The organism is Streptomyces sp. Xyl84, from assembly GCF_059731885.1.
On the sequence record NZ_AP029182.1, the window covers coordinates 4744553 to 4768843 of the forward strand.

Consider the following 24291-nt stretch of genomic DNA (forward strand, 5'->3'; position numbering starts at 1 on the left):
CCATGGGCGTCGGCAACGGCAGCGGCGGCGGGGACAGCGGCAGGGCCACGGGCGGGACCCGCACCGGCACGGGAGGTGGCGCGGGCACCGCACGGGACCCGGGCGCGGCGGTGGACCCGGGCACGGCGCGGGACGCGGGCGGAACGCGGCGGGAGGCGACGCGGCGGCGGCTGCTCGCCTGCGCCGCCGTCGTCGCGATGGCCCCGGTGACCGCCGCCTCCCGGCCCCTGCTCCCCGGGACCGGCCCCCACGGCGGCCCCTGGAGCGGGCCGGGCGGCAGCGCCTTCGAGGAGACCTACCGGGGCCGCCGGATCCGCGGCGTGTGGACCCCGCGGCGCAGCGCCGAGGGGACCGGCCTGTGGTACGTCACCGTGGACGGCCGTCCGCTGCACCTGATGCGCCGCGCCGACGGCACCTGGCTGAGCATGGTCGACCACTACAGCTCCTACCGCACACCCCTGGAGGCGGCCCGCGGCGCCGTCGACGAGATGGGCCCCGGGCGGCGGCTGCGCGACCTGGCCCCCGGGCCCGTCGGCGGCCCGTCCGCGGATCCGGCCACCGGGGGTGAGCACGGTGGCGTACACGCGTAAGAACGTCACCCGGCTCACCCGCACGGAGAAGCGGCGCTTCGTGGACGCGCTGCTGGAGGTCAAGCGGCGCGGCGAGTACGACGAGTTCGTGCGCACGCACGTCGCCCACTTCACCGCCGACGGCGAACGGGGGCTGCGGCCGGCCCACATGGCGCCCTCCTTCCTGCCCTGGCACCGCAAGTTCCTGCTGGAGCTGGAACGGGCGCTGCGCCGGGTGGACTCCTCGGTGACGGTGCCCTACTGGGACTGGACGCGTCAGCGCACCACCACCTCGGTGCCCTGGACCGCGGACCTCATGGGCGGCGACGGGCGGCCGTCCGACCGCCGCGTGACGACCGGACCGTTCGCGTACGCGCACGGCGGCTGGACGCTCAAGGAGGGGGTCACCGACGGGCGGTTCCTCACCCGGGACCTGGGCCGCTCCCGCGATCCGATCCAACTGCCCACCAGCAGCGAGCTGGAGTGGGCGCTGAAGGATCCCGTCTACGACGTCGCGCCCTGGGACTCGACGGTCACCAGGGGCTTCCGCAACAAGCTGGAGGGGTGGGGCACCGGCCGGGGCAGCGTTTCCTGGCGCAACCACAACCGGGTGCACCGCTGGGTCGGCGGGGCGATGCTCGGCGCCGCCTCCGTCAACGACCCGGTCTTCTGGCTCCACCACGCCTTCCTCGACCTGCTGTGGTCGCGCTGGCAGAGCCGCCACCGGGGCGCGCGCTACCTGCCCGCGTCCCCGCCGGGGCCGGGCGACGCGCAGTACGGCCGGATCGTCGCCCGGCACCAGAAGATGCCGCCCTGGGACGTCACCCCGGACTCACTGGAGGACGTGAGCCGCATCTACCGGTACGCCTGACCCGGGCACCGGGGGTGCCCCCGGGCGCGGGCGGCCGGTGCGCCCGGCTCCCGGCGCACGGGGGATCCCCGGCGCCCCGGCCCCGGGCACACGGGAGAGCCCCGGCGCTCGAGGTGCCGGGGCTTCCCTGTGGAGCCTGCGCGGACGGCGTGCCCTGCGGGGACGACCTCCGACGCGGTGACTGCCGAGACGTCAGCCGCCGTAGTTGCCCGGCTTGTCGTCGTGCTTGCCGAGGTGACCGACGTTGGCGCAGGTGTTGCCGAACGCGGGGTTGAGGATGCCGATCACGTCGATGGTGTTTCCGCACAGGTTGACCGGGATGCTGACCGGAACCTGGATGGTGTTGCCGGACACGACGCCGGGCGAGCCGACGGCCGCGCCCTGGGCGCCGGCGTCCGCCATGGCGAGACCGGCTCCGCTGATCACCACGGCACCCGTACCGAGGGCGACGGCAGCCGCTTTCGCGATGCGAGACATCACGTTCTCCTAACTTGCTCGGTGAGTGCGGCAGCAGGTCGCGCGACCGCACTCACGGTTCAACGTCCCCCTTGCGCCCGGGTCACGGCGTATCTCCTGGGATCACCCCTTTTGGACATCTGGTAGAGACCAATTGGACGGCTGTTGCGTCAACCCGATTGACGGGGCGGTGGCCGCTCCCCTGTGCTGTCCGGTAGCGGGAGGCGAAGTCCGGTGTCACACGGCTGGAGGCGCGAGCCTCGTCCGGGAGGGGCCATGTCCGTCGAAGCGGCTCGGGAGTGGGGGGAGTTCGGGCGGCGGTTGAGGTCCCGGCGAAGACAGGCCGGGCTCACCCAGCTCCAGCTCGGTCTGCGGGTGGGTTACCACCACACCCTCATCAGCAAGCTGGAGAGCGGCCTCAGAGAGCCGCCCGCGGGTCTGGTGCGCCGCCTCGACGCCGTCCTGGAGACCGGGGGAGAGCTGGCCGCCGTCGTCGCGGCGCCGCGCGGCGTGCCGTCCGCGCGGACCCCGCCTCCGCTGGACCGGAAGCTGTTCGGCGCCATGCCCGGGGCGGACACGGCCGGGGACCGGGAGGCGTGGGACCCGCGGCTTTGGCCCAGGGAACTGCCCGCCGAGGGGCTCGCGTGCCCGCTCCACGGCACGACGGGCTGCGCGGTGCCCGAGCAGGCCGGGTTACCGGCCCTCCTGGCGGGGCTGCCCGGCCTGCCCGGCCTGCCAGGAGGGACCACCGGCGCGATCCCGTCGGCCGCGGTGCTCCCGCCGCTCCCGGTGCCCCCGGCGGGCGGCGCGGACGCGGGCCCCGAGGGCGGCCCGGGTGCCGAGACGGAGCTGCTGCACGCCCTCACGGCCGTGCTGGCCTGTCTGATCCGCGAGGCGTTCGACCACACCACCGCGGGCGGGGTGGCGACCGTGGAGCGGCTGCTGCGGGCCGTGGTGCGCTGGGCCGAGGCGGTCAACGCCACCGGCCGGCTGCCGTACGGGCAACTGCGCCTGGCCGCCCAGTACGCCCAGGTCGCCGGGCGCCTGCGGATGCAGCGGGGGCAGAGCAGCATCGGCATGGCGTGGTTCGGCAACGGCCTGGGCTGGGCGGACGCCGTCCACGACGCCCCGGCCCGGGCGACCCTGCTCAGCGACATGTGCACCCTGGTGCGGCTCGACGACGACCCCGGTTCGACGCTCGCGTACGCGCGGGCCATCGGGGCGGTGGACGGCCGGCGGCGCTGGGTCGCCACCCTCTCGTACCTGTACCAGGCCCGCGGCTACGCACTCGGTCACGACGCGGCCGAGTGCCGCCGGCACATCACCCTGGCCCGCCGCGGGTTCGCCCGCCTCGGGCGGCGGGACCTGCTGGAGGCGCCCTGGATGGCCGGTGCCGAGGGGGAGATGCGGGTGGAGTCGGCGATCGGCGGCGCGCTGCGCGACCTCGCCGCGGTGACCGGGCACCGGGGGACGGCCCGGCGCGCCGTCGAGGCCACCGAGCGCTCGCGCGCCCTGCTGCCCGCGGTGATGCGGTCCACCCGGCTGCTGCTCACCCTGCGGCTCGCCGACGGCTGGGCGTGCGCCGGCGACCCCGGGGCGGCGGTGGCGCTGGCCGGTCCGGTGCTGGGCGAGGCGCTGGGCTCGCGCGAGCTGATGATCGACGCCGAGCTGCGCGGCCTGCACGCCCGGCTCCTGGCGGACTGGGGCGACGTCCCGGAGGTCAGGCAGTACCGCGAGCGGCTGCTGGCCGCGTCCGGGGCGGTCGGGACGGGGGAAGCGGCGAAGGCGCGCCCGTGAGGGTCTCGGGCGCGGGGCGCGCCGAGAGGATCTCCCGGCGCGGGCGGGCGCCGGCACCGGGCCCCCGCTTGCCGGATTTTGACAGGTCCGGACCGCGCCCCGGAAACCGTTGACCCGGGCGCGGGCCGGTGTGAGGGTTCGGCCGGTCCAGACCATGTCATGTCAGCGTCACCTCCCTGCCCGCCGCGGGCCGCGCGGAGACACCGGGGCGCCCCTGGGTCCAGGGGTTGACGTGTTCATGATCTGGCTCGCGTACGGCCGGACGGGCCGCACACCTCTCACAAGGAGCCGCGATGCTGAGAAAGATGGCAGTGGCCGGGATATCCCTGGCCGTGACCCTCGGGGGACTGGCGGTGTCGGCCTCGTCGGCCGCGGCGGCGCCGGCCTCCGCGCCGCAGGCGGACGGGCCGCGGCCGACCCCCGCCGCGAAGGCCGTGGCCGCCGCCGACCGGGCCGTGCGCAGCGGCCTGGACGCGCTGGCCAGGGGCCCGCACGAGCAGTACGACCGCCACCAGGTCACCCCCTGGGTCAAGGGGCTGTACTCGGTCGCCTACCAGCGCACCTACGAGGGCCTGCCCGTCGTGGGCGGCGACGCCGTCGTCCTCGCCGACGGCGACGGCGGGGTCCGGGCCGTCCAGTCGGCCACCACCGCCCGGATCTCGGTCCCCACCGAGCCCACGGTCACCGCGGCGCGGGCGGCCAGGACCAGCCGCGCCCGGCTCGCCCGGGTCGAGAAGGCCGCCCCGGGCCGCCTGGTGGTCCGGGTCAGGAACGACACCGCCACGCTCGCCTGGGAGACGGTGCTGACCGGACGCACCGGCGCGGACGCGCCCAGCAGGCTGCACGTCTTCGTCGACGCCCGCACCGGAAAGGTCGTCGACTCCTACGACGAGGTCCGCGCGGGCTCCGGCACCAGCAAGTGGAACGGCCCCAGTCCGCTGACCATCGACACCTCCCGCTCGGGCAGCAGCTACGTGCTGCGCGACACCACCCGCCCCGGCCTGCAGTGCTCGGACTACAGCGGCGGCGTGTTCACCAAGTCCACCGACAACTGGGGCACCGGCAACCCCACCAGCAAGGAGACCGGCTGCGTCGACGCGATGTTCGCGGCGCAGAAGGAGTCGGACATGCTCAAGAACTGGCTCGGCCGCAACGGCCACGACGGCAACGGCGGCAGCTGGCCGGTCCGCGTCGGCCTGAACGACCTGAACGCCTACTGGGACGGCTCCACCATCACCATCGGCCACAACAGCGCGAACGAGTGGATCGCCGGGATCGACGTCGTCGGCCACGAGTTCGGCCACGGCCTCGACACCTACACCCCCGGCGGCGACAACCACGAGAGCGGCCTCGGCGAGGCGACCGGCGACATCATGGGCGCCCTGACCGAGGCGTACGCCGACGAGCCGGCGCCGTACGACACCCCCGACTACACCGTCGGCGAGATGATCGACCTCCAGGGCCGCGGCCCGATCCGCAACATGTACGACCCGAGCCGGGTCAACAACGACCCCCGCTGCTACTCGGCCTCGATCCCCTCCACCGAGGAGCACGCCGCGGCCGGTCCGCTCAACCACTGGTTCTACCTGCTGGCCGAGGGCTCCAGCCCCGGCGGCGGCAAGCCCTCCAGCCCCACCTGCAACAACTCCACCGTCACGGGCGTCGGCATCCAGACGGCGGGCAAGATCTTCTACGGCGGCATGCTGCTCAAGACCAGCGGCATGACCTACAAGCGCTACCGCACCGCCACGCTGACCTCGGCGAAGAACCTCGACGCGAGCTGCGGCCTGTACAACGCCACCAAGGCGGCCTGGGACGCGATCAGCGTCCCCGCCCAGTCCGGTGACCCGACGTGCACCGGCCAGCAGTCCGACTTCTCGCTGGCCCTCGACCCGGCCGCGGGCACCGTCGACGCCGGCGCCTCCGCGCGGGCCACGGTCGGCACCACCACCGTCACCGGCAGCGCCCAGCAGGTCTCGCTGACCGCCTCCGGCGCACCGGCGGGCGTGACCGTCTCCTTCAGCCCGGCGACGGTCACCTCCGGCGGCAGCTCCACGATGACGGTCTCCACCTCGGCCGCCACGTCCGCCGGGACGTACGCCGTCACCGTCACGGGCAGCGGCGGCGGCAAGACCCACACCGCCCGGTACACGCTCACCGTCGGCGGGGGCGGCACCGGCCCGGGCACCCCGCCCGACGTCGACGTCGCCAAGGTGCAGGCGCACCTGGCCCAGCTGAACACCATCGCCACGCAGAACGGCGGCAACCGCCGCTCCACCACGGCCGGTTACCGGGCCTCGCTCGCCTACGTCAAGGGCAAGCTCCAGGCCGCCGGTTACACGGTCACCGAGCAGAGCTGCACCTCCGGCTGCACCCCGGGCGCGGGCAACAACCTGATCGCCGAGTGGCCGCAGGGCGACGCGAACAGCGTTTACATGTTCGGCGCCCACCTCGACAGCGTCTCCGCGGGCCCCGGCATCAACGACAACGGCTCCGGCTCCGCCACGCTCCTGGAGACGGCGCTGACGCTGGCCCAGGCGAACCCCGCCATGAAGAACCGGGTCCGGTTCGCCTGGTGGACCGACGAGGAGCAGGGCCTGAACGGCTCCGGCTTCTACGCCCGTTCGCTCTCCGGCACCGACCGCGCCCGGATCAAGGCGTACTACAACTTCGACATGGTCGCCTCGGCCAACGCCGGCTACTTCGTCAACAACCTGAACTCGGCGGCCGCCGCCCCGATGAAGGCGTACTGGGACTCCCTGGGCCTGGCCCCGCAGGAGAACGTGGAGGGCCAGGGCCGCTCCGACGACTACTCCTTCCAGCAGGTCGGCATCCCCACCTCCGGTTACGCCACCGGGGCCGACGCGGTGAAGTCCGCCTCCGAGGCGGCCAAGTGGGGCGGCACCGCGGGCCGCTCCTACGACTCCTGCTACCACTCGGCGTGCGACACCACGAGCAACATCAACGCCACCGCCCTCAACCGCAGCGCCGACGGGGTCGCGTACACGGTCTGGAAGACCGCCGTCGGGGACGCACCCGTGCCCGGCGACGACTTCTCGATCTCAGCGAACCCGGCCGCCGGGACGGCCCGGCCCGGCTCCTCCGCCACGGTGACCGTCTCCACGGCCACCACCGGCGGTGCCGCGCAGAACGTGCGCCTGTCGGCGTCGGGCGCCCCGTCCGGGGTCAGCGTGAGCTTCAGCCCGGCCTCGGTGACCTCCGGCCAGTCCTCCACCGCCACCCTCCAGGTCGCGGCGGACGCGGCCGGCGGCACGTACACGCTGACGATCACCGGCACCGGCACGGCCACCCACACCACCACCTACACCCTGACGGTGTCCGGCGGGGGCGGCCAGACCAGCTGGCAGGCGGGCGCCACCTACGCGCCCGGGGACGTCGTGACGTACGACGGCGTGAGCTACCGGTGCATCCAGGGTCACACCGCGTACCCGGGCTGGGAGCCGCCGAACGTCCCGGCCCTGTGGCAGCGGATCTGACGCGGGGCGGTCCGGATCCGGCGGTGGTCCGAGCCGGGTCCGGGGCGGTCCGGGCCGGGCGGTGACCAGCGGACCGCCGGCCCTCCGGGAGCGGGCGGTGACCACCTGGCCGCCGCCCGCTCCGGGTGCCGCGTCCCGGCCGGCCCCTGGCCGTGGTCATAGGGCCGGCCGGGGCAGGCACGGCCCCCGGTTTCCCGGTCCGTCACGGGCTCGCCTTCCGCCCGCGGCCGTCCTGGCGTGCGTTTGCCGAGCGCGTCCGTCACCCGCACGGTGGAGGTATGGGAGCGCAGGAAGGCCCCACACTGATCGCCTCCGTGCAGCGGGCGTTCCGGCTGATGGAGGCGGTCGGGGCCCATGAGGGCGGCGCGCCGGCCAAGCAGCTGGCGCGGGAGACGGGCCTGGCCCTGGCCACCACGTACCACCTGCTGCGGACGCTGGTGCACGACGGCTACGTGCGCAAACTGGAGGACGGCTCCTTCGTCCTCGGCGAGCGGCTGGACGCCCTGCACGACGCCGGCGGCGCGCAGACACGGCTCACCCGGATCCGCCCGACGCTGGGATCCCTGCGGGACGACCTGTCGGCCGCCGCCTACCTCACGTTCTACGAGGACGGTGAGATCCGCGTGGCGGAGATCGTCGACGGGCCCCGCGCCCCGCGCGCCGAGCTGTGGGTGGGGTTCGAGGACGCCGGCCACGCCACCGCGCTGGGCAAGTGCGTCCTGCGCGAGCTGGACGACGAGGCACGCCAGGAGTACCTCTCGCGGCACCGCCTGGAGGACCTCACGCCCCGGACGATCACCCACCGCACGGAGCTGCTGCGGCGGCTGGACGCATCCCCCGGCGCGCCGGCGGTCACCGACCTGGAGGAGTACTCCCTCGGGACCGTCTGCGTCGCCGTCCCCGTGTTCCGGGGCGACACGCTGGGCTCGCTCGGTGTCTCCCTGCGCGCGGACGGTGACCGGGCGCGCGCGATCGAGAGGGCGGGCGAGCGGCTGCTCGCGGCGGCGGACCGGGTGACGAGAGGACTCTCGCTCACCATCTGAAAATCGCACTCTTGTGGCGCGGGGAGCGGAAACCGTCTACTGGATGAAGCGCCACATACACGGCATGCACGACATCTCCCGCATGTGCTGAATGGGTGGCGCGCGTCATGGAGGACGGCGAGAGAGGCGGAGAGCGAAGAGTGCGGACGGTCCCACAGCCCACCCCGGAGAACGGCATCCTCGATCGGTCCACCGCCCAGGACGGCGTCGCCCGGCCCGCCCCGGAGGGCGGCGCCGGCCGGCGCCCCGTGGAGGACGGCGTCCTCGCGCGGCGCGCGGACAACGGGTGGACCGTCGTCACCGTGACCGGCGAGGTCGACGTCTGCTCGTCGCCCGGGATCCGGGAGGCCGTCGTCCGGCTCATCGACGAGGGGCACCGGCACGTCGTCCTGGACCTGTGCCGGGTGACGTTCCTGGACTCGATGGGCCTGGGCCTGATCGTGGCGCTCACCAAGCGCCTGCGCGCGCAGGCGGGCTCCCTGGTCCTCGCCTGCGGTGATCCGCGCATCCTCAAGGTGTTCAAGACCGGCGGCCTGCACGCCGTCTACGCCTTCCACGCCTCCGTCGCCGAGGCGACGCGCCGCGCCCCCGAGGGCAGCGGCCTGGCCGGCTGGCCGCACCACCGCCCCTGAACGCGGCCCGGCCGTGCCACCCAGGGGTGAGTTCCGGACGTTCCCCCGGCGGTGCGGCGCGCGCTTACGCCGGTGCTACGCCGCACTCGCTACTGTGCTGCCGAGCAGCAAGAACGCCCTCCCGGAGGGAGGGCGTGAGCACCGCAAGAGCGGAGCGCCCCCGGCAGGACTCGAACCTGCGGCCAAGCGCTTAGAAGGCGCCTGCTCTATCCACTGAGCTACGGGGGCCTGGTGTGGTGGCCTCTGTCGTGGTGCCGCCCCGGTGCGGGCCGTCCCGTGACGTCGCCGGGGACAAGGATAGGGCTCCCGCGTCCTTGCCCCTGCTGCTTCGCCTCCGTGGCTCGATGTGGAGGTTCAGTGAAGCGGTCCTGATAATCGCAGGCAGGTACGAATCGTGCACCGCTTTTGGTGCCTCCGGCACCGGGTGTTGTGCACTCGTTATGCCTGGACCGCGCCCTCGTCCCACTCGTCCGTTCCATCCCTTGTGTTCCGTCGGCGCGCAGACATGCTCATATGCTTCAGAATTCCCCTAAAATTGGGCATTCTTCACATGTGGTGACCTTGGACGTACGGCCTCAGCTGCTCGAAGCACTCTCCGCCCTGCGCGACCGCGTCGCCGCCGCACGCTTCCCGCTGCCCCTCCCGGGCGCCCCCCGCGCGCGGTCCAACCGCGACGAACTGCTCGCCCAGCTCGACGACTACCTGGTGCCCCGGCTCAAGGAGCCCGACGCGCCGCTGCTGGCCGTCGTCGGAGGATCCACCGGGGCGGGCAAGTCCACACTCGTCAACTCCCTTGTCGGGAGACGGGTCAGCGAGGCGGGAGTCCTGCGGCCGATGACCAGGACCCCCGTACTGGTGTGTCATCCGGAGGACCACCACTGGTTCAGCGGCATGCGCGTCCTGCCCGACCTCGCGCGCGTGTGGGTGCCCCGCCAGGACCCCGGAGCCGGACCGGTCGTCGACGAACTGCCGGAGCCGCCGGGACCCGAGGACGAACCCGCGCGCGTGCTGCGCGTCGAGACGGTGGAGACCGTGCCCCCCGGACTCGCCCTGCTCGACGCGCCGGACATCGACTCCCTGATCGCCGAGAACCGGGCCCTGGCCGCCGAGCTGATCTGCGCCGCCGACATCTGGGTCATGGTCACCACGGCCGCGCGCTACGCGGACGCCGTCCCCTGGCACCTGCTGCGCACCGCCAAGGAGTACGACGCCACCCTCGTGACCGTGCTGGACCGGGTGCCGCACCAGGTCGTCTCCGAGGTCTCCCGGCAGTACGGGGCCCTGCTCGCCAAGGCCGGGCTCGGCGACGTGCCCCGGTTCACGGTGCCCGAACTGCCCGAGTCGGCCTGGGGCGGCGGACTGCTGCCCGCCACCGCCGTGGCACCGCTGCGCACCTGGCTCGTCCACCAGGCCCAGGATCCCGCGGCCCGCCAGTACGCGATGGCCCGCACCGCCCACGGCCTGCTCGACTCGCTCAAGTCCCGGATGCCGGAGCTGGCCGGCGCCGCCGCCGCACAGCACTCGGCCGCCCTGCGGCTCATCTCCGCCGTGGACAGCGCCTACGACGGCGAGTACGCCCGACTGCGGGGCCGGCTCCAGGCGGGCGCCGTGCTCGCCGGGGACGCCCTCAAACGCTGGCGCGCCTACCCGCTGGACTGCACCGCGGGCGAACTGCTCGACGCGCTCGTGGAGAGCCTCGGCGCCCTGCTGCTGTGCGCGGTGACCGCCGCCGACGAGCGCATCGACGACGCCTGGCGGCGCGAACCGGCCGCGGCCGCACCGGGCCTGGCCGACCACCCCCCCGCCGCCGAGAGCGCGGAGCACCGCATCGGACTGGCCGTACGGCGCTGGCGGCGGGAGCTGGAGGAGTACGCCGAGGACGAGGTGCGCGAACTGGACCGCAGCGTCGCACCGGACCCCGAGGTCGTCGCCGCGCTGGCCGCCACCGGGCTGCTGGGGGGCCGCCGGGGGCGGGCCGCGGGCGAGGGGCTCGCCGAGCGGATCGGCGCGCACGGCGCCCTGCGGCTGCGCGACCGCGCCGGGCGGCTGCTCGCCGACTACCTGGACCGGGTGATGCACGCCGAACGGGAGCGCCGGCTGGCCCCGCTCGACGCCCTGGAGGTGCATCCCGAGCCGCAGGCCGAACTCATCGCCGCGCTGTCCGTACTGCTGAAGGAGAGGTGACCGGTGACCGCCGTCACTGACCAGGACCGAACGGAACACACCGAACGCACCGCACGTACGGAGCGCGCGGACCACACGGAGGGCACGGTCTCCGCCGACGGACACGGGATGCGGGACGCGGGGAGCCCGGCCCCCGGGCGCTTCCAGGGCTCCCGCGAGAGAGCGGAGGGCTCGGACAGGGTGGACGGCAACGTCATGAGAGACGCGGGCGAGCGGAGGGGCGGCGGGGACGACCGAGACGGGAGAGGTCTCAGAGGGGCCGGGGACGGCAGGGGCGGTGCGCCGGCGCCGGGTGCCGCACTCCTCAAGCACGCCGACGGACCCGGGACGCGAGAGGCCGGCACACCCGGCATCCGGTACGCGGACGGGCGGGAGGGCGGGGCCGCGCACGGGTATGCGGAACGGCGCGAGGGCGGGTACTCGCCCGGACACGCGGAGGTGCGGGGGGACGGGCACCCGGCGGGCCACGCGGACCGGTACGCCGACCGGTCCGCGGAGCGACCCGACCGGCACGCGCGCGTGAAGGACGACGACGCACCGGGCCGTACCGGAGCCGACGGCGCCTGGGACGACGGTCTCATCGCCCGCCGCGTCACCGAGACCGGCACGAGCGCCGCCGACCTCGTCCCCGTCGAGCCGCGCCCCGCCCGGCCGCTGCCCGTGCCCCCGCTGGCCTACGACGGACCGCTGAGGTCGCGGCTGGACGCGCTGCGCGAACTCGTCGGCCTGTCCCGCACCCGCTTGGACAACCGCACCCTCGCCGAAGCGGGACGGGTCCTCGACGAGGCGGCCGCGCGCCGCCGGCTGTCCGGACAGCACACCGTCGTCGCCATCGCGGGCGCCACCGGCAGCGGCAAGTCGCAGCTGTTCAACGCCCTCGCGGGCGTGCCGATCTCGGAGACCGGCGTCCGCCGGCCGACCACCGCCGCACCCATCGCGTGCAGCTGGAGCGACGGCGCGGCCAGCCTCATCGACCGGCTCGGCATCCCCGGCCGGCTGCGCAGACGCCCCGTCCAGGGCCCCGACGCCGATCCGCAGCTGCGCGGGCTCGTCCTGGTCGACCTGCCCGACCACGACTCGGCCGCCGTGCAGCACAGGGAGCACGTGGACCGCATCCTCGGGCTGGTCGACGCGGTCATCTGGGTGGTCGATCCGGAGAAGTACGCGGACGCCGTCCTGCACGAGCGCTACCTGCGTCCCCTGGCGGGCCACGCCGAGGTCATGTTCGTCGTCCTCAACCAGATCGACCGGCTGCCTGGCGAGGCCGCCGACCAGGTCCTCGACGACCTGCGGCGGCTGCTCGACGAGGACGGCATCGCCCTCGGCGAGTACGGCGAACCGGGCGCGACCGTCCTCGCGCTCTCCGCGCTCACCGGCGACGGCATCGGCGAACTGAGGGAATCGCTCGGCCAGTTCGTGGCCGAACGGGGTGCCGCGGCCCGGCGCATCGCCGCCGACGTCGACGCGGCGGCGGCCCACCTGCGGCCCGTGTACGCCACCGGGCGGCGGGCCGGGCTCAGCGAGGAGGCGCGGGAGGAGTTCGCGGCCCGCCTCGCGGACGCGGTGGGCGCCACCGCGGCGGGCGAGGCGGCCGAACGCGCCTGGCTGCGCAACGCGGGCCGGGCGTGCGGCACCCCGTGGCTGCGGCTGTGGCGCTGGTACCAGGACCGGCGCGAACCCCCCACCGGGCGGCTGCCGGTGCGTGCGCAGCCGGACGAGGAGGCCACGGCGCGCCAGCGCGTCGAACAGGCCGTGCGCACGGTGGCCGAACGGGCGGCGGCCGGGCTCCCGGCGCCGTGGGCGCAGGCGGTCCGCGAGGCCGCGGTGCGCGGGGCCCAGGGACTGCCCGAGGCACTGGACGAACTGGCGGCGCGGGCCGGACTGCCCCCGGGCCGGCCGCCCCGGCCGGGCTGGTGGCCGGCCGCCGTCCTGGCCCAGGCGTCGATGACGATCCTCCAGGTCGTCGGCGGTCTGTGGCTGGTCGGCCAGATCGCCGGTGTCCTGTCGCCGAACCTCGGTGTGCCGGTGCTGCTGATGATCGCCGGGATCGTCGGCGGGCCGCTCGTGGAGTGGAGCTGCCGTATCGCGGCCCGCGGCCCGGCCAGACGGTACGGGCAGGAGGCGGAGCGCCGGTTGCGGGAGGCGGCCGGGGGGTGCGGGCGGGCCCGGGTACTGGATCCGGTGGCGGCGGAACTCCTGCGCTACCGGGAGGTGCGCGAGCAGTACTCCCGGGTGACCGGGGCGGGAGTGGCCGCGGGAGTGGTGCCGGGGGCGCGGTGAGGCGGGGGCGCCGTGCGCGGTGAGGCCGAGAGGTCAGGCAGACGGGTGAGGCCGACGGGTGAGGCCGAGACAGGCGGTGGGGGCTCGCGGGCGGGGAGCGTGAGCCACCGCCCGGACAGCCCGGGCAGGGCCTTTCACCTGTCCGGGTGAGGGAGTTGTCCACAGGCGGGCGGTGGTCCACAGGTCTCTGCGGGCCCGTCCCGGCGGCGGCAGTCTGGTGCCGCGGCGATCGCGACGGACGCGGTCGGCGCGGCAGACGCAGCCGTACGGGACGGGCCCGTACGCGTGTCCGCCCGGTCGGACGGGCCGGGCGAGGGAGGGGAAGACGATGAACGAGACGACGGTCTGCGTGGTCGGGAACGTGGCGACGCAGCCGGTGTACCGGGAGCCGGCGTCGGGCGCGTCGGCGCGCTTCCGGCTGGCGGTCACCTCGCGCTACTGGGACCGGGAGAAGAGCGCCTGGACCGACGGGCACACCAACTTCTTCACGGTCTGGGCCAACCGCCAGCTCGCCACGAACGCGATGGCGTCGCTGAACGTGGGCGACCCCGTGCTCGTGCAGGGCCGGCTGAAGGTGCGTACGGAGACCCGCGACGGCACCAGCCGCACATCGGCCGACATCGACGCCGTGGCGATCGGGCACGACCTGGCGCGGGGGACGGCGGCGTTCCGGCGGACCACGGGCAGGCCGGAGCCCGGCACGGCCGGCGCCCCGGCACCCCATGACCCGGCGCAGCCCGAACCGTCCTGGGAGACCCCGGGGCCGGCCCCGGCCGGACCACCGGCGGAGCAGGCGGCCCGGCCGGAGCGCGCACCGGCCGCGGTGACGTGACGACGCGGGGCGGCCGGTCCGGGGCTCCGCGGCCGGCCGCCCCGCGCCTCCCCATCGCCCCGCGCGCCCACCGCCGTTGCGGCACCCGCCCGACAAAGCAGGTCGGGACGGATTTGTCGATACCGGCTGTTCACCGGGGCGGCGGGCGGCGATAACGATTCCGATTCGGATCAGCCACCTGACGACCTGACAGCAAGTGCCGGAGTGAGGGGTCCATAGGATGCCGAGGTAGCTCTCTGGGCTTGGAGATTCTGCTGGTGGGACCGCACCCCCACATGAACGGGTCCTGCTCGAAGGGGAATTCTGTGTGTGCTTCGTACTCCGCGCGGTCCGTGCGCGGGCGACGGGCGGCCGGTCTCGCCGCCGTGGCCCTGACGTCCGGACTCGTCGCCGCCGGTGTCCTGGCCGCCGCCGGCCCGGCCGCCGCCGACGGGAGGCCGCAGAGCCAGGGCGGGGCCACCGCCACCATGAGCGGCCTGAAGACGTACGGCGCCGCCGTCCTGCACGACGAGGGCGGTGACCACCAGATCTCCGCGGGGCTGTTCGAAATGGCCGTGGACGGCGGCGGCATGCTGCAGACGTACTGCGTCGACATCCACAACCCCACGCAGAAGGACGCCAAGTACCAGGAGACGCCCTGGAGCGGCACCTCGCTCGGCGCGAACAAGAACGCCGGGAAGATCCGCTGGATCCTGAACCACTCCTACCCCCAGGTGAACGACCTGGCGGCACTCGCCGCGAAGGCAGGGGTCAAGAACCTCACCGAGCAGGACGCGGCGACGGGCACCCAGGTGGCGATCTGGCGCTACTCCGACGGCGCGCACGTGGACGCCGTCGACGCCCGGGCCGAGAAACTCGCGGACTACCTGCACAGCAGCGCGCGCGACCAGGCCGAGCCGAAGGCCTCGCTCAGCCTCGACCCGCCCGCCGTCTCCGGCCACCCCGGGCGGCGGCTGGGCCCGGTGACCGTCCGCACCGACGCGAGCAGCGTGACGGTGGTGCCCCCGGTGGACGCCGGCGGCGTGCGGATCGTCGGCAAGAACGGCAAGCCGGTCACCTCGGCGAAGAACGGCAGCAGGCTCTACTTCGACGTGCCGAGGACTTCCGCCGCCGGAGCCGACGGCGCCTCCCCGGCACCGGGCGACGCGGCGGGCTCGGCGGAGCTGACCGTCCAGGCGTCCACCACCGTGCCGGTCGGCCGCGCCTTCACCTCCGACAGCCGCAGCCAGACGCAGATCCTGGCCGGTTCCAGCGAGTCGACGGTCTCCGCGACCGCCGTCGCCACCTGGGCCGACAAGGGCGCCATACCGGCCCTGTCGGCGCAGAAGGACTGCGCCGAGGGCGCCCTGGACATCAAGGTGACGAACAAGGGCGACCAGCCGTACACCTTCGAGCTGATGGGCACCGGCCACAGCGTCCCCGCGGGCAGGACCCGTACGATCGCGGTCCCGCTGCAGGAGGACCAGGCCTACGACTTCACGCTCACCGGCCCGGACGGCCGGGGACAGCGCTTCACCGGCGTCCTCGACTGCAAGACGCAGGGCGCCGCGATCGGCACGAAGACCCAGACGCTCGGCGAACCCGTCCCGGCGCCGGCCAAGGCGGGCGCGGTCCCCGACGGCACGAACCTGGCCGAGACCGGCGGCACCGACACGACCCCCCTGATCGCCGCCGTCGGCCTCAGCCTCCTGGTCCTCGGCGCCACCGCCCTGAGCATCGTCCGCAAGAAGAAGTCCACCGGCCACTGACGAACCCGCCCGCACCGGCCTCCACGGCCAGGCACCTTTCCAAGCCGGCAGAGAGCGCCGGGCGGCCCGGCGCCGTACCGAGGAGCCGGGCCACCGGCTCCGTGGCCGGCGCGCGTCAGACCTGGGGAGGTGCCGACGACCACCAGGTGATGAGGCGGGCAGCCATGCCGTCGACGTCGTAGGGGCGGCTCAGGCCGAAGTGGTCCGTCAGCTCGTGGGACAGGAACGTCCGCAGCTCCGTCCGGTCGGCTCCACGCCTCAGACGCTCAAGGAGCGGGGGGATGAGGCAGTCGTATTCGTCCTGGACAGGATCCTCGTCCTGTCCGAGATCGACCACGCCGATCGGGTCCCACTCGTTGAGCAGGTGCCGTAGGCCGGCCTGTGCTTCCGCTGCTGTCATGGCGCGACGATGCCATGCCGCCGCGTGACCGGACACCGGGGCTTCCCGGCGGCCCCCGGACCGGGTGAGGGTGCCCGTGGGCGGTCGGGGGTGAGCGGCAGCGAGGGGCGAGGCGCGGTCGGCGGCGGAGAAACCGCGATGCGTGCCGGGTCAGCCGTCAGGCCACCGGGCCGGCGAGCACATACGGAAGCACCGGCGGGAACGGTGCCCGGACGGGGAGGACCGTGAGCAGGAGACGCTACGTGGCGCGGGGTGTGCCGGGTGGGTACCGGATCTGGGACAACCGAGGACGTCGATGGTGGGGAGATCTCTACGAGTTGTGTCCCGACGATCTCCTCGCCGAGCTGAACGGCCCGGCGGACCAGGCACGGATCACTGCGCTGATGAAGCGCTACAGGGCGCAGAAACGGTAGGACCACTCAAACGAGCCGTCCCTGCCCGGCATCCGGAAGCCGCGCTCGCCCCCCCCCGGCATCCGGCAGACCTGCCGCGGCGACCGAGGACGGCCCGACGGGACAGCGGACATCGCCGTGCCCGCCACTCACCGCGGGCGTCTGCGCGATTTCACCGACTCGATCCGGTCCGCCGCCGCGCATTCCTACACCTCGGTGTCAGTCCCGGCCGCCGACGAGCAGCCGGTCAGCCGGTGCCCGGCGCCCGCACAGCGAGCCAGTCGCCGGGCACCGAGAAGCCGACTTTCTGGACCGTCTCTGGGGGCGTACGAGGGTACCCGGGGTCACCGGGCGGCGATCGTCAGTGACAGACGACCCTTCGTCGGCCTCACGGAACCCCAGCTCAGAGCCCCGCCGCCCTACTGGTTTCCATCCAGGGGTGGCGGTCAGGCAAGATGGGGTGTATCTGCCCACTGCCAGATTCAAGCTGCCGGACGGTTTCTCTTGGCTGAGTTCATTTACACCATGCGCAAGGCGCGCAAGGCGCACGGCGACAAGGTGATCCTCGACGACGTCACCCTGAATTTCCTTCCGGGTGCCAAGATCGGCGTCGTCGGCCCGAACGGTGCCGGTAAGTCGACCGTGCTGAAGATCATGGCGGGGCTCGAGCAGCCCTCCAACGGTGACGCGTTCCTGTCGCCCGGTTACAGCGTCGGCATCCTGCTCCAGGAGCCCCCGCTGAACGAGGAGAAGACGGTCCTGGAGAACGTCCAGGAGGGCGTCGCCGAGGTCAAGGGCAAGCTCGACCGGTTCAACGAGATCGCCGAGCAGATGGCGACCGACTACTCGGACGCGCTGCTCGAGGAGATGGGCAAGCTCCAGGAGGAGCTGGACCACGCCAACGCCTGGGACCTCGACGCCCAGCTGGAGCAGGCCATGGACGCCCTGGGCTGCCCGCCCGGCGACTGGCCCGTGGTCAACCTCTCCGGTGGCGAGAAGCGCCGCGTGGCGCTGTGTAAGCTGCTGCTGGAGGCCCCCGACCTGCTGCTGCTCGACGAGCCCACCAACCACCTCGACGCCGAGTCGGTGAACTGGCTGGAGCAGCACCTCGCCAAGTACGAGGGCACCGTCGTCGCCGTCACCCACGACCGGTACTTCCTGGACAACGTCGCCGGGTGGATCTGCGAGGTCGACCGCGGCCGCCTGCACGGCTACGAGGGCAACTACTCCAAGTACCTGGAGACCAAGGCCGCCCGCCTCAAGGTCGAGGGCCAGAAGGACGCCAAGCGGCAGAAGCGGCTCAAGGAAGAGCTGGAGTGGGTGCGGTCGAACGCCAAGGGGCGGCAGGCCAAGTCCAAGGCGCGTCTGGCGCGCTACGAGGAGATGGCCGCCGAGGCGGACAAGATGCGCAAGCTGGACTTCGAGGAGATCCAGATCCCGCCGGGCCCCCGCCTGGGCAACGTGGTCGTCGAGGTGAACGACCTGCACAAGGGCTTCGGCGACAAGGTCCTCGTCGACGGCCTGTCCTTCACCCTCCCGCGCAACGGCATCGTGGGTGTCATCGGCCCGAACGGCGCCGGCAAGACCACCCTGTTCAAGATGATCCAGGGCCTGGAGACGCCGGACACCGGCGACATCAAGGTCGGCGAGACCGTCAAGATCTCCTACGTCGACCAGACCCGCGCCAACATCGACCCGAAGAAGACGCTGTGGGAGGTCGTGTCCGACGGGCTCGACTACATCAACGTCGGCCAGGTCGAGATGCCCTCGCGGGCGTACGTCTCCGCGTTCGGCTTCAAGGGCCCGGACCAGCAGAAGCCGGCCGGCGTCCTCTCCGGCGGTGAGCGCAACCGCCTCAACCTCGCGCTCACCCTCAAGCAGGGCGGCAACCTGCTGCTCCTCGACGAGCCCACCAACGACCTCGACGTCGAGACCCTCTCCAGCCTGGAGAACGCGCTGCTCGAGTTCCCCGGCTGCGCCGTCGTCGTCTCCCACGACCGGTGGTTCCTCGACCGCGTGGCGACGCACATCCTCGCCTACGAGGGCGACTCCAAGTGGTTCTGGTTCGAGGGCAACTTCGAGTCGTACGAGAAGAACAAGATCGAGCGGCTCGGCCCGGACGCCGCCCGCCCGCACCGGGCCACCTACAAGAAGCTGACCCGGGGCTGAGCCGGCAGATGCGCCACACATACCGCTGCCCCCTGCGCTGGGCGGACATGGACGCGTACGGCCACGTCAACAACGTGGTCTTCCTCCGCTACCTGGAGGAGGCCCGTATCGACTTCCTGTTCCGCCCGGACAAGCAGTTCAAGCAGGGGTCCGTGGTGGCGCGCCACGAGATCGACTACAAGCGGCAGCTCGTCCACCGGCACGAGCCGGTGGACATCGAGCTGTGGGTCACCGAGATCAGGGCCGCCTCCTTCACCCTCGGTTACGAGGTGAAGGACGGCGACCAGGTCTACGTCCGGGCCTCCACGGTGATCGTGCCGTTCGACTTCGAGGCGCAGCGGCCCCGCAGGCTCACCGAGGAGGAGCGCGAGTTCCTGCGCGAGTACCGGGACACGGACGAGGAGGAGGCCGTCGCCGCATGACGGTGCTCCACCTCGCCGACGAGACGGAGGCGGCCGACCTCGCCGCCTTCCTCTCCCGGCTGCTCCACTACGACCGCGCCGCCGCCGTCCGCCTCCAGGCGGCCGGGACGGCCCTGGCGGTGTTCGGGCGGCCGGCCTCCTTCGAGGTGCTGGCGGTACGCGCGGTCGCTCTGGCCAAGCCCTACGAGGACGGGCTCGACGTCACCCTCGACGTGACCGTCTCCGCCGGGGAACTCCTGGAGTCCGTCGACGAGGAGGCGGCCACGGCCGCCGTCCCGGCCGCGGTGACCGGGCCGCCGTGGGCGGGCGTGCTGCCCCCGCGCGGCGGCTGGCGGGCGGAGCCGGGGCTCCCCCCGGCCGACGCCCTGCACGCCCTGGTCTCCGGGGCCGTCGCCGAATTCCGCGCCCGTACCGGGGAACTGGCGCCCGAGGCGCGTACCCGGGGTGAACTCGACCGGATCGGGCGGGAGATCTGGTCCCGGACGGTCGCGCAGACCGGGCTGCCCGTGCGGGCCGTGCACGCGGCGCAGTCCCTCGGCTTCCTGCGACCCGCCGCGCCCGCCGGCCCGGCCGCCGCGCCGGACGGCCTCGCGCTGTTCTCGTCGGGCGCCTGGCTCCGGCTGCGCACCCCCTACGGGTCGATAGCCGTACGGCGGGCCGGCCTCGGCACGCTGGGCGTCAGCGTCCGCTGAGACGGCGCCGCCCGGCCCGCAGGGCAGCCACCGCCCGCCGGTCGATTCCGCTCAGTCGGCCTGGCGGCCTCGCGCCGTCAGGCAGCCACTGCCCGCCGGGCAGTACCGCCCAGTCCGCCGGGAGTCCTGCCCAGCCCGCCGGGCAGTGCCGCCACGCGCTGGCGGTTCAGTCCCGTTCGCTGTCGTCCGGCCACACCGCGATGTGGTCCGGTTCCAGTTCCAGGGCCACGCGGTCGCGCATCCCGAGGGCCTGGGTGTAGTCGGCCGGCAGCTGGAGGCGTCCGGCGCGGTCCAGCATGGCGTACTCGCGGCTGACCAGCCGCTCGTCGCCCGTCGCCTCGTCCACCTCGCTGCGGCGCAGCACCTCCGTGGAGGTGCGGCCGTCGCGGATGGCGACCGTGCGGCGGACCTCGGTGGCCACCGCCTGGTCGTGGGTGACGATGACGATGGTGGTGCCCAGGCGTTCGTTGGCGGTGCGGAAGGCGGCGAAGACCTGCTCGCCGGTGTGGGAGTCGAGTTCACCGGTGGGTTCGTCGGCGAGCAGCACGGCGGGGTTGTTGGCGAGGGCCACCGCGATGGCGACGCGCTGCTGCTGGCCGCCGGACATCTGGTGCGGGCGCCGGTCGCGGCACTCGCCGACCTCCAGCATCTCCAGCAGTTCGAGCGCGCGTTCGGCCTTGGCGCGGCGGGTGCGGCCGCGGGAGCCGGCCAGCTGCATGGGCAGCGCCACGTTCTGCGCGGCGGTCAGATAGGGCAGCAGGTTGCGGGAGGTCTGCTGCCAGACGAAACCGACGACCTCGCGGCGGTAGCGCAGCCGGTCCTTCGCGGTCATGGCGAGCAGGTCGTGGTCCCCGACCCGGGCCGCGCCCGCCGTGGGCGTGTCAAGGCCGGCGAGGATGTTCATGAGGGTGGACTTGCCGCTGCCGGACGCGCCGACCAGAGCCATCAGCTCCCCTTGGCGCACCAGCAGGTCGAGCCCCTGCAGGGCCTGCACCTCCACGCCGTCGGTGGAGAAGATGCGCACCAGCCGGTCGCAGGTGATCAGGGCGTCGTGGCCGTAGGCCGGGCGGGTGCGGTCCTCGGTGGCGCGCCGGGCCAGGTCGGCAAGGGTGGGGTTCGTCGTCATCGCAAGACTCCTGCACGGCGGCTGAGACGGCTACGTCGGCTACGGCGGTTACGAGGGTCTCGTCCACGGCGGTTGCTGGTGCCGGGACCGCTGCTGGGGCGTGTTTCGAAAGTGGCGCTGTCCGCCCGAAGTGCGGCCCCCGCGGCGTCTGGTGCGTGTGATCGCAAGGCGGAGGGTCGTCCTCGTACCGGGCGTACGTGGACGGTCCCGGCAACGCGGCGAGCGCGCGTGCCAGGCGTCGCGGGGCAGGCGGGACTTTCGCAACACGCCCTACGGCTGAGGCAGTTGCTGGTGCCGCTGCCCCTGGTCCGGCCACGGCGGTTCCCGCTGCCGCGACCGCCGGCACGGTTCGGGCCGTGGCGGTTCGCGCCGCTGCCGCCGTCGTCGCTGCCACGGCCAGGGCGGCCGGCGGGACCGGCTGCGCGGCCGGGCGTCGGGCACGGGTTCATCGCGCGTCCCCCGCCCGCAGTTCCCGTACGGAGCCCCTGCGGCCCGTCCACCACGCCTGCCCGACGGCGACGGCGACCGCCAGCACCAGGACCCCCGCCGCCGGCAGGGCCAGCGACAGCGGGTCGGTGCGCAGCACGTTCCCGCCGGCCGAGGCGGCGCTGGAGGGCAGGGCGATGGTCGTCAGGTCGATCCCGGGCGACAGCAGTCGGATGGTCGCCCAGCCCGTCAGCGCGCCGCCCGCCGCGGCGAGCACCGCCTGCGGGAGGGACTCCAGGACGAGCAGGCGGCGGCCCTGGGCGCGGGTGAGGCCCATGGTGCGCAGCCGGGCGAGCAGCGCGGTGCGCTCGGGCGCGGCCCGCAGCAGGGCCAGCAGCAGGGCCAGCACCGCGTAGCCGGTGCCGGCCGCCACCGCCGCCGTGTAGATGTGCTCGGCGCCGGACTGGAGGGGCGAGTCGACGTACCGGGCCCGTTCGGCGGAGCGCAGCTGCACTCCTACGGACGTCCCCGCCGCCCGGCGCAGCGCGCCCGCGTCCAGGTGGTCGCCGGTCAGCAGCAGCGTGCTGGTGCGGGCGGCCTGGCGGCTCAGCCCGGCCCGGTCCACGACCAGGAAGCGGGTGCCGATCACGGCCGGTGTCCGGTCCCGGACGACGGCGATCCGGACGGTGACCGTGGTCCCGTCGTCCAGCCGGACCGGGAAGGGCCGGGTGCCGTAGGCCTGGGCGGCCGACGGGGAGGCCAGCGCGGGCAGCGGCGCCTTCGGGCCGCCGGCCGGCCGCCGCAGTTCCTCCGGGGGGAACGCGCCGAGTCCGGTGCGGCGGGCCAGGGCCGCGTAGTCGGCGGGGGCCACGGCCGCCAGGGTGGTCTGCGTCAGGTTGTCGCCCGCCTTGGCCTCGTAGTTGACGCCCGCCTCGGTCACCGCCCGCACGCCGGGCACCTTGCGCACCCGGTCGGTCAGCGCGGCCGGCAGCACCCCGGTGCCCTCGACGCGGCCGTCGGCGCCGACGGCGATGAGCGCGGCGTGGTCGCGCGCGTCGGACACCCCCGTCAGGACGGAGCCGCCGAACGCGGCGGTGGTCAGCGCGGTCAGCAGGGCGAGCAGGGGCAGCACCGCGGACACGGACGTACGGCCCGCGCGGGCCAGGGAGAGATGACCGACCGCCCCGCGCAGCCGCCCGGCGGGGCCCGTCAGCCAGCGCAGCGGCAGCGGGTACAGCCGGACCAGGACGAGGGCCGCGATCACCCCCACCAGCACCGGCGCCAGCGAGACCAGCTGGTTCCCGGAGGCGTCCGAGGCGCCGGAGACCCCGCGCCGGCGCAGGGCCTCCACCGCGGCGGCGGCGATCACCAGCAGCGTCAGCTCGGCGACCGTACGGCGCCGGGAGGGACGTACGGAGACCGTGTCCTCGCGCGGGCCGTGCAGCCGGACCACCCGGTGCGCCGCCGCCGCGCGCAACGGCAGTGCGAGGCAGGCGACGGCCGTGACGGCGACGGCCGCCAGGAGCGCCGGGAGGCGGCGGCCCTCGGGGACGGCGACCAGCGCCGCGCCCAGTCCGAGCGCCCCGGCGGGCAGGGCGACCACCGCGGTCTCGGCCAGCAGCCGTCCGGTCAGGCCGCGCAGCGAGGCGCCGCGGGCACGCAGCAGGGTGAGTTCGGCGCGGCGGCGGTCGGCGGCCAGGCCGCCCGCCATCATCAGGACCACCGCGGCGACGGTCGCGCTGCCGAACGCGGCGACCGCGACCAGCGGGCCGATGCCCGCGGCCAGGCGGTCGTAGGAGGTGAGGACGTCGTCGAGGTCGGTGCTCGCCTGCGCGGCCGGGTCGGTGGCCGCGCGCATCTGCCCGAGACCCGGACCGGCCTCCAGGGTGGCGACCGCCGACTTCAGCCGGCCGAGGTCGTGGGCGTGCAGGGAGCCGCCGTCGGGGGCGATCTGCCAGTAGCGGACCGGTTTGCCGTTGGTGGCCAGCAGGGCCGGGGCCGCCTCCGGCGGGAGCAGCACGGCGCCGAGCCAGTAGTACAACGGGTCGTTGCTGCCGGGCACCCGCATCAGGGCGGGGGAGCGCAGCAGCGACTCGGTCGCCCAGTAGGCGCCGTCGGGCACGCGCGGCGTGACGATGCCGGTGACGCGGACGGCGAGCGGGGCGCGGGAGACGGCGGGCAGGTGGAGGACCGAACCCACCTCGATGTGCAGGCTGCGGGCCGTCTCGGCGGTGACCGCGGCCTCCACCTCGGCGGTCTCGGCGGTGACCGGGCCGTTCGCGCGGGGCAGCCGCCCGGTGCGCACGGAGGAGTGCGCGGCGAGTCCGTTCTGCGCGAGGAGGCGGATCTGCGCCGGGATGCCGTTGGGCCGTGGGATCCACGCGTCCGGCACTTCCAGGTCGACGGTGTTCTGCACGCCGTACGACGACTGGTCGCGGTCGACGGGGAGCGGTCCGGGGACGGCGTCGACGATCCCTGCGAACTGGCGCCCGAGGGCCTGCGGCAGCAGCGCCCGTTCCCGCTCGGCGGCCGGGAGCTGGAGGCCGGGCTGCGGGGCGCTCACCGTCAGCGTGGTGCGTTTCGGTGTCGCCTGCTCGACGGCCCGGCCCAGGCCCGCGTCCTCGTAGTGGTCCAGGGCGCGCGGGAAGGCGGCGGCCAGGCACGCGGTCAGCGCGACGAGCAGGGCGAGGGCGGCGGCGGCGCCCGGCGCGGTGCGCAGCCGTACCCGGACCCAGGCCGGAGCGACGGTGTTCAC

General features: G+C 74.3%; 18 protein-coding genes and 1 tRNA gene. 14 read left to right on the forward strand and 5 right to left on the reverse strand.

The window, feature by feature from the left end:
* The first annotated feature begins 2 nt into the window (after nt 1-2).
* Nucleotides 3-590, forward strand: a complete 588-nt coding sequence (locus tag AC6I72_RS20645) for a tyrosinase family oxidase copper chaperone (RefSeq protein ID WP_498002579.1) — start codon at nt 3-5, stop codon at nt 588-590.
* Nucleotides 574-1440 (forward strand): tyrosinase family protein, encoded by an 867-nt coding sequence (locus AC6I72_RS20650; protein WP_498002580.1) that lies wholly within the window; start codon nt 574-576, stop codon nt 1438-1440. The genes AC6I72_RS20645 and AC6I72_RS20650 overlap by 17 nt, the downstream gene beginning before the upstream one ends.
* A 192-nt stretch (nt 1441-1632) precedes the next feature.
* On the opposite strand, the gene AC6I72_RS20655 is transcribed toward AC6I72_RS20650, so the two are convergent.
* Complete coding sequence (locus AC6I72_RS20655) at nt 1633-1917, reverse strand: chaplin (protein ID WP_498002582.1); 285 nt, start codon at nt 1915-1917, stop codon at nt 1633-1635.
* Nucleotides 1918-2172: 255 nt separating this feature from the next.
* On the opposite strand from AC6I72_RS20655, the gene AC6I72_RS20660 reads away from it, so the two are divergent.
* The 4 genes from AC6I72_RS20660 (at nt 2173) to AC6I72_RS20675 (ending at nt 8865) form a co-directional block, all read left to right on the forward strand.
* Entirely contained in the window at nt 2173-3693 is a 1521-nt protein-coding gene (locus tag AC6I72_RS20660) for a helix-turn-helix domain-containing protein (RefSeq protein ID WP_498002584.1), read from the forward strand.
* Nucleotides 3694-3986: 293 nt separating this feature from the next.
* Nucleotides 3987-7190, forward strand: coding sequence for a M28 family peptidase (locus AC6I72_RS20665; RefSeq protein WP_498002585.1), 3204 nt, complete (start codon nt 3987-3989; stop codon nt 7188-7190).
* 278 nt (nt 7191-7468) lie between these two features.
* Nucleotides 7469-8233, forward strand: coding sequence for an IclR family transcriptional regulator (locus tag AC6I72_RS20670; RefSeq protein ID WP_498002586.1), 765 nt, complete (start codon nt 7469-7471; stop codon nt 8231-8233).
* 140 nt (nt 8234-8373) lie between these two features.
* Nucleotides 8374-8865 (forward strand): STAS domain-containing protein, encoded by a 492-nt coding sequence (locus AC6I72_RS20675; RefSeq protein ID WP_498002587.1) that lies wholly within the window; start codon nt 8374-8376, stop codon nt 8863-8865.
* Between the two features lie 155 nt (nt 8866-9020).
* On the opposite strand, the gene AC6I72_RS20680 is transcribed toward AC6I72_RS20675, so the two are convergent.
* Nucleotides 9021-9093 (reverse strand) — tRNA-Arg (locus AC6I72_RS20680).
* Nucleotides 9094-9417: 324 nt separating this feature from the next.
* On the opposite strand from AC6I72_RS20680, the gene AC6I72_RS20685 reads away from it, so the two are divergent.
* The 4 genes from AC6I72_RS20685 to AC6I72_RS20700 all read left to right on the forward strand — a co-directional run bounded on the left by AC6I72_RS20685 (nt 9418) and on the right by AC6I72_RS20700 (nt 15909).
* Nucleotides 9418-11049: a dynamin family protein gene (locus tag AC6I72_RS20685; RefSeq protein ID WP_498002588.1), complete on the forward strand. Its 1632-nt coding sequence runs from the start codon at nt 9418-9420 to the stop codon at nt 11047-11049.
* A 3-nt stretch (nt 11050-11052) separates the two neighbouring features.
* Nucleotides 11053-13329, forward strand: a complete 2277-nt coding sequence (locus tag AC6I72_RS20690) for a GTPase (RefSeq protein ID WP_498002590.1) — start codon at nt 11053-11055, stop codon at nt 13327-13329.
* Nucleotides 13330-13657: 328 nt separating this feature from the next.
* Nucleotides 13658-14161: a single-stranded DNA-binding protein gene (locus AC6I72_RS20695; RefSeq protein ID WP_498002591.1), complete on the forward strand. Its 504-nt coding sequence runs from the start codon at nt 13658-13660 to the stop codon at nt 14159-14161.
* A 332-nt stretch (nt 14162-14493) separates the two neighbouring features.
* A complete protein-coding gene (locus AC6I72_RS20700) occupies nt 14494-15909 on the forward strand; it encodes a Cys-Gln thioester bond-forming surface protein (protein WP_498002593.1) in 1416 nt (471 codons plus the stop codon).
* Nucleotides 15910-16024: 115 nt separating this feature from the next.
* Here the strand turns inward: AC6I72_RS20700 and AC6I72_RS20705 are convergent, their stop codons facing one another.
* Nucleotides 16025-16309, reverse strand: coding sequence for a hypothetical protein (locus AC6I72_RS20705; protein ID WP_498002594.1), 285 nt, complete (start codon nt 16307-16309; stop codon nt 16025-16027).
* Nucleotides 16310-16533: 224 nt separating this feature from the next.
* Between AC6I72_RS20705 and AC6I72_RS20710 the strand changes: the two genes are divergently transcribed.
* The 4 genes from AC6I72_RS20710 (at nt 16534) to AC6I72_RS20725 (ending at nt 19984) form a co-directional block, all read left to right on the forward strand.
* Nucleotides 16534-16722: a hypothetical protein gene (locus AC6I72_RS20710; RefSeq protein WP_498002596.1), complete on the forward strand. Its 189-nt coding sequence runs from the start codon at nt 16534-16536 to the stop codon at nt 16720-16722.
* Between the two features lie 483 nt (nt 16723-17205).
* Nucleotides 17206-18870 carry an energy-dependent translational throttle protein EttA gene (gene ettA / locus AC6I72_RS20715; RefSeq protein ID WP_037859740.1) on the forward strand — a complete coding sequence of 555 codons (1665 nt, stop codon included), beginning with the start codon at nt 17206-17208 and terminating at the stop codon, nt 18868-18870.
* Nucleotides 18871-18878: 8 nt separating this feature from the next.
* Nucleotides 18879-19292: an acyl-CoA thioesterase gene (locus AC6I72_RS20720; protein ID WP_037859742.1), complete on the forward strand. Its 414-nt coding sequence runs from the start codon at nt 18879-18881 to the stop codon at nt 19290-19292.
* The gene (locus tag AC6I72_RS20725; protein WP_498002598.1) at nt 19289-19984 is read left to right on the forward strand and encodes a DUF8185 domain-containing protein; all 696 of its coding nucleotides are present in this window, start codon (nt 19289-19291) and stop codon (nt 19982-19984) included. Before AC6I72_RS20720 ends, AC6I72_RS20725 begins: the two co-directional genes overlap by 4 nt.
* Before the next feature lie 166 nt (nt 19985-20150).
* Here AC6I72_RS20725 and AC6I72_RS20730 read toward each other — a convergent pair whose 3' ends face one another.
* On the reverse strand, nt 20151-21110 hold the full coding sequence (locus AC6I72_RS20730; RefSeq protein WP_498002600.1) for an ABC transporter ATP-binding protein: 960 nt from the start codon (nt 21108-21110) through the stop codon (nt 20151-20153).
* Between the two features lie 445 nt (nt 21111-21555).
* The gene (locus tag AC6I72_RS20735) at nt 21556-24291 is read right to left on the reverse strand and encodes an FtsX-like permease family protein (protein ID WP_498002601.1); all 2736 of its coding nucleotides are present in this window, start codon (nt 24289-24291) and stop codon (nt 21556-21558) included.

What these genes read in the sequence shown, in the direction of transcription:
- AC6I72_RS20725 (WP_498002598.1), top strand. Translation starts at nt 19,289, where the DNA reads ATGACGGTGCTCCACCTCGCCGACGAGACGGAGGCGGCCGACCTCGCC.
- AC6I72_RS20695 (WP_498002591.1), top strand. Translation starts at nt 13,658, where the DNA reads ATGAACGAGACGACGGTCTGCGTGGTCGGGAACGTGGCGACGCAGCCG.
- AC6I72_RS20645 (WP_498002579.1), top strand. Translation starts at nt 3, where the DNA reads ATGGGCGTCGGCAACGGCAGCGGCGGCGGGGACAGCGGCAGGGCCACG.
- AC6I72_RS20720 (WP_037859742.1), top strand. Translation starts at nt 18,879, where the DNA reads ATGCGCCACACATACCGCTGCCCCCTGCGCTGGGCGGACATGGACGCG.
- AC6I72_RS20660 (WP_498002584.1), top strand. Translation starts at nt 2,173, where the DNA reads ATGTCCGTCGAAGCGGCTCGGGAGTGGGGGGAGTTCGGGCGGCGGTTG.
- AC6I72_RS20705 (WP_498002594.1), bottom strand. Translation starts at nt 16,309, where the DNA reads ATGACAGCAGCGGAAGCACAGGCCGGCCTACGGCACCTGCTCAACGAG.
- AC6I72_RS20730 (WP_498002600.1), bottom strand. Translation starts at nt 21,110, where the DNA reads ATGACGACGAACCCCACCCTTGCCGACCTGGCCCGGCGCGCCACCGAG.
- AC6I72_RS20665 (WP_498002585.1), top strand. Translation starts at nt 3,987, where the DNA reads ATGCTGAGAAAGATGGCAGTGGCCGGGATATCCCTGGCCGTGACCCTC.
- AC6I72_RS20670 (WP_498002586.1), top strand. Translation starts at nt 7,469, where the DNA reads ATGGGAGCGCAGGAAGGCCCCACACTGATCGCCTCCGTGCAGCGGGCG.
- AC6I72_RS20655 (WP_498002582.1), bottom strand. Translation starts at nt 1,917, where the DNA reads ATGTCTCGCATCGCGAAAGCGGCTGCCGTCGCCCTCGGTACGGGTGCC.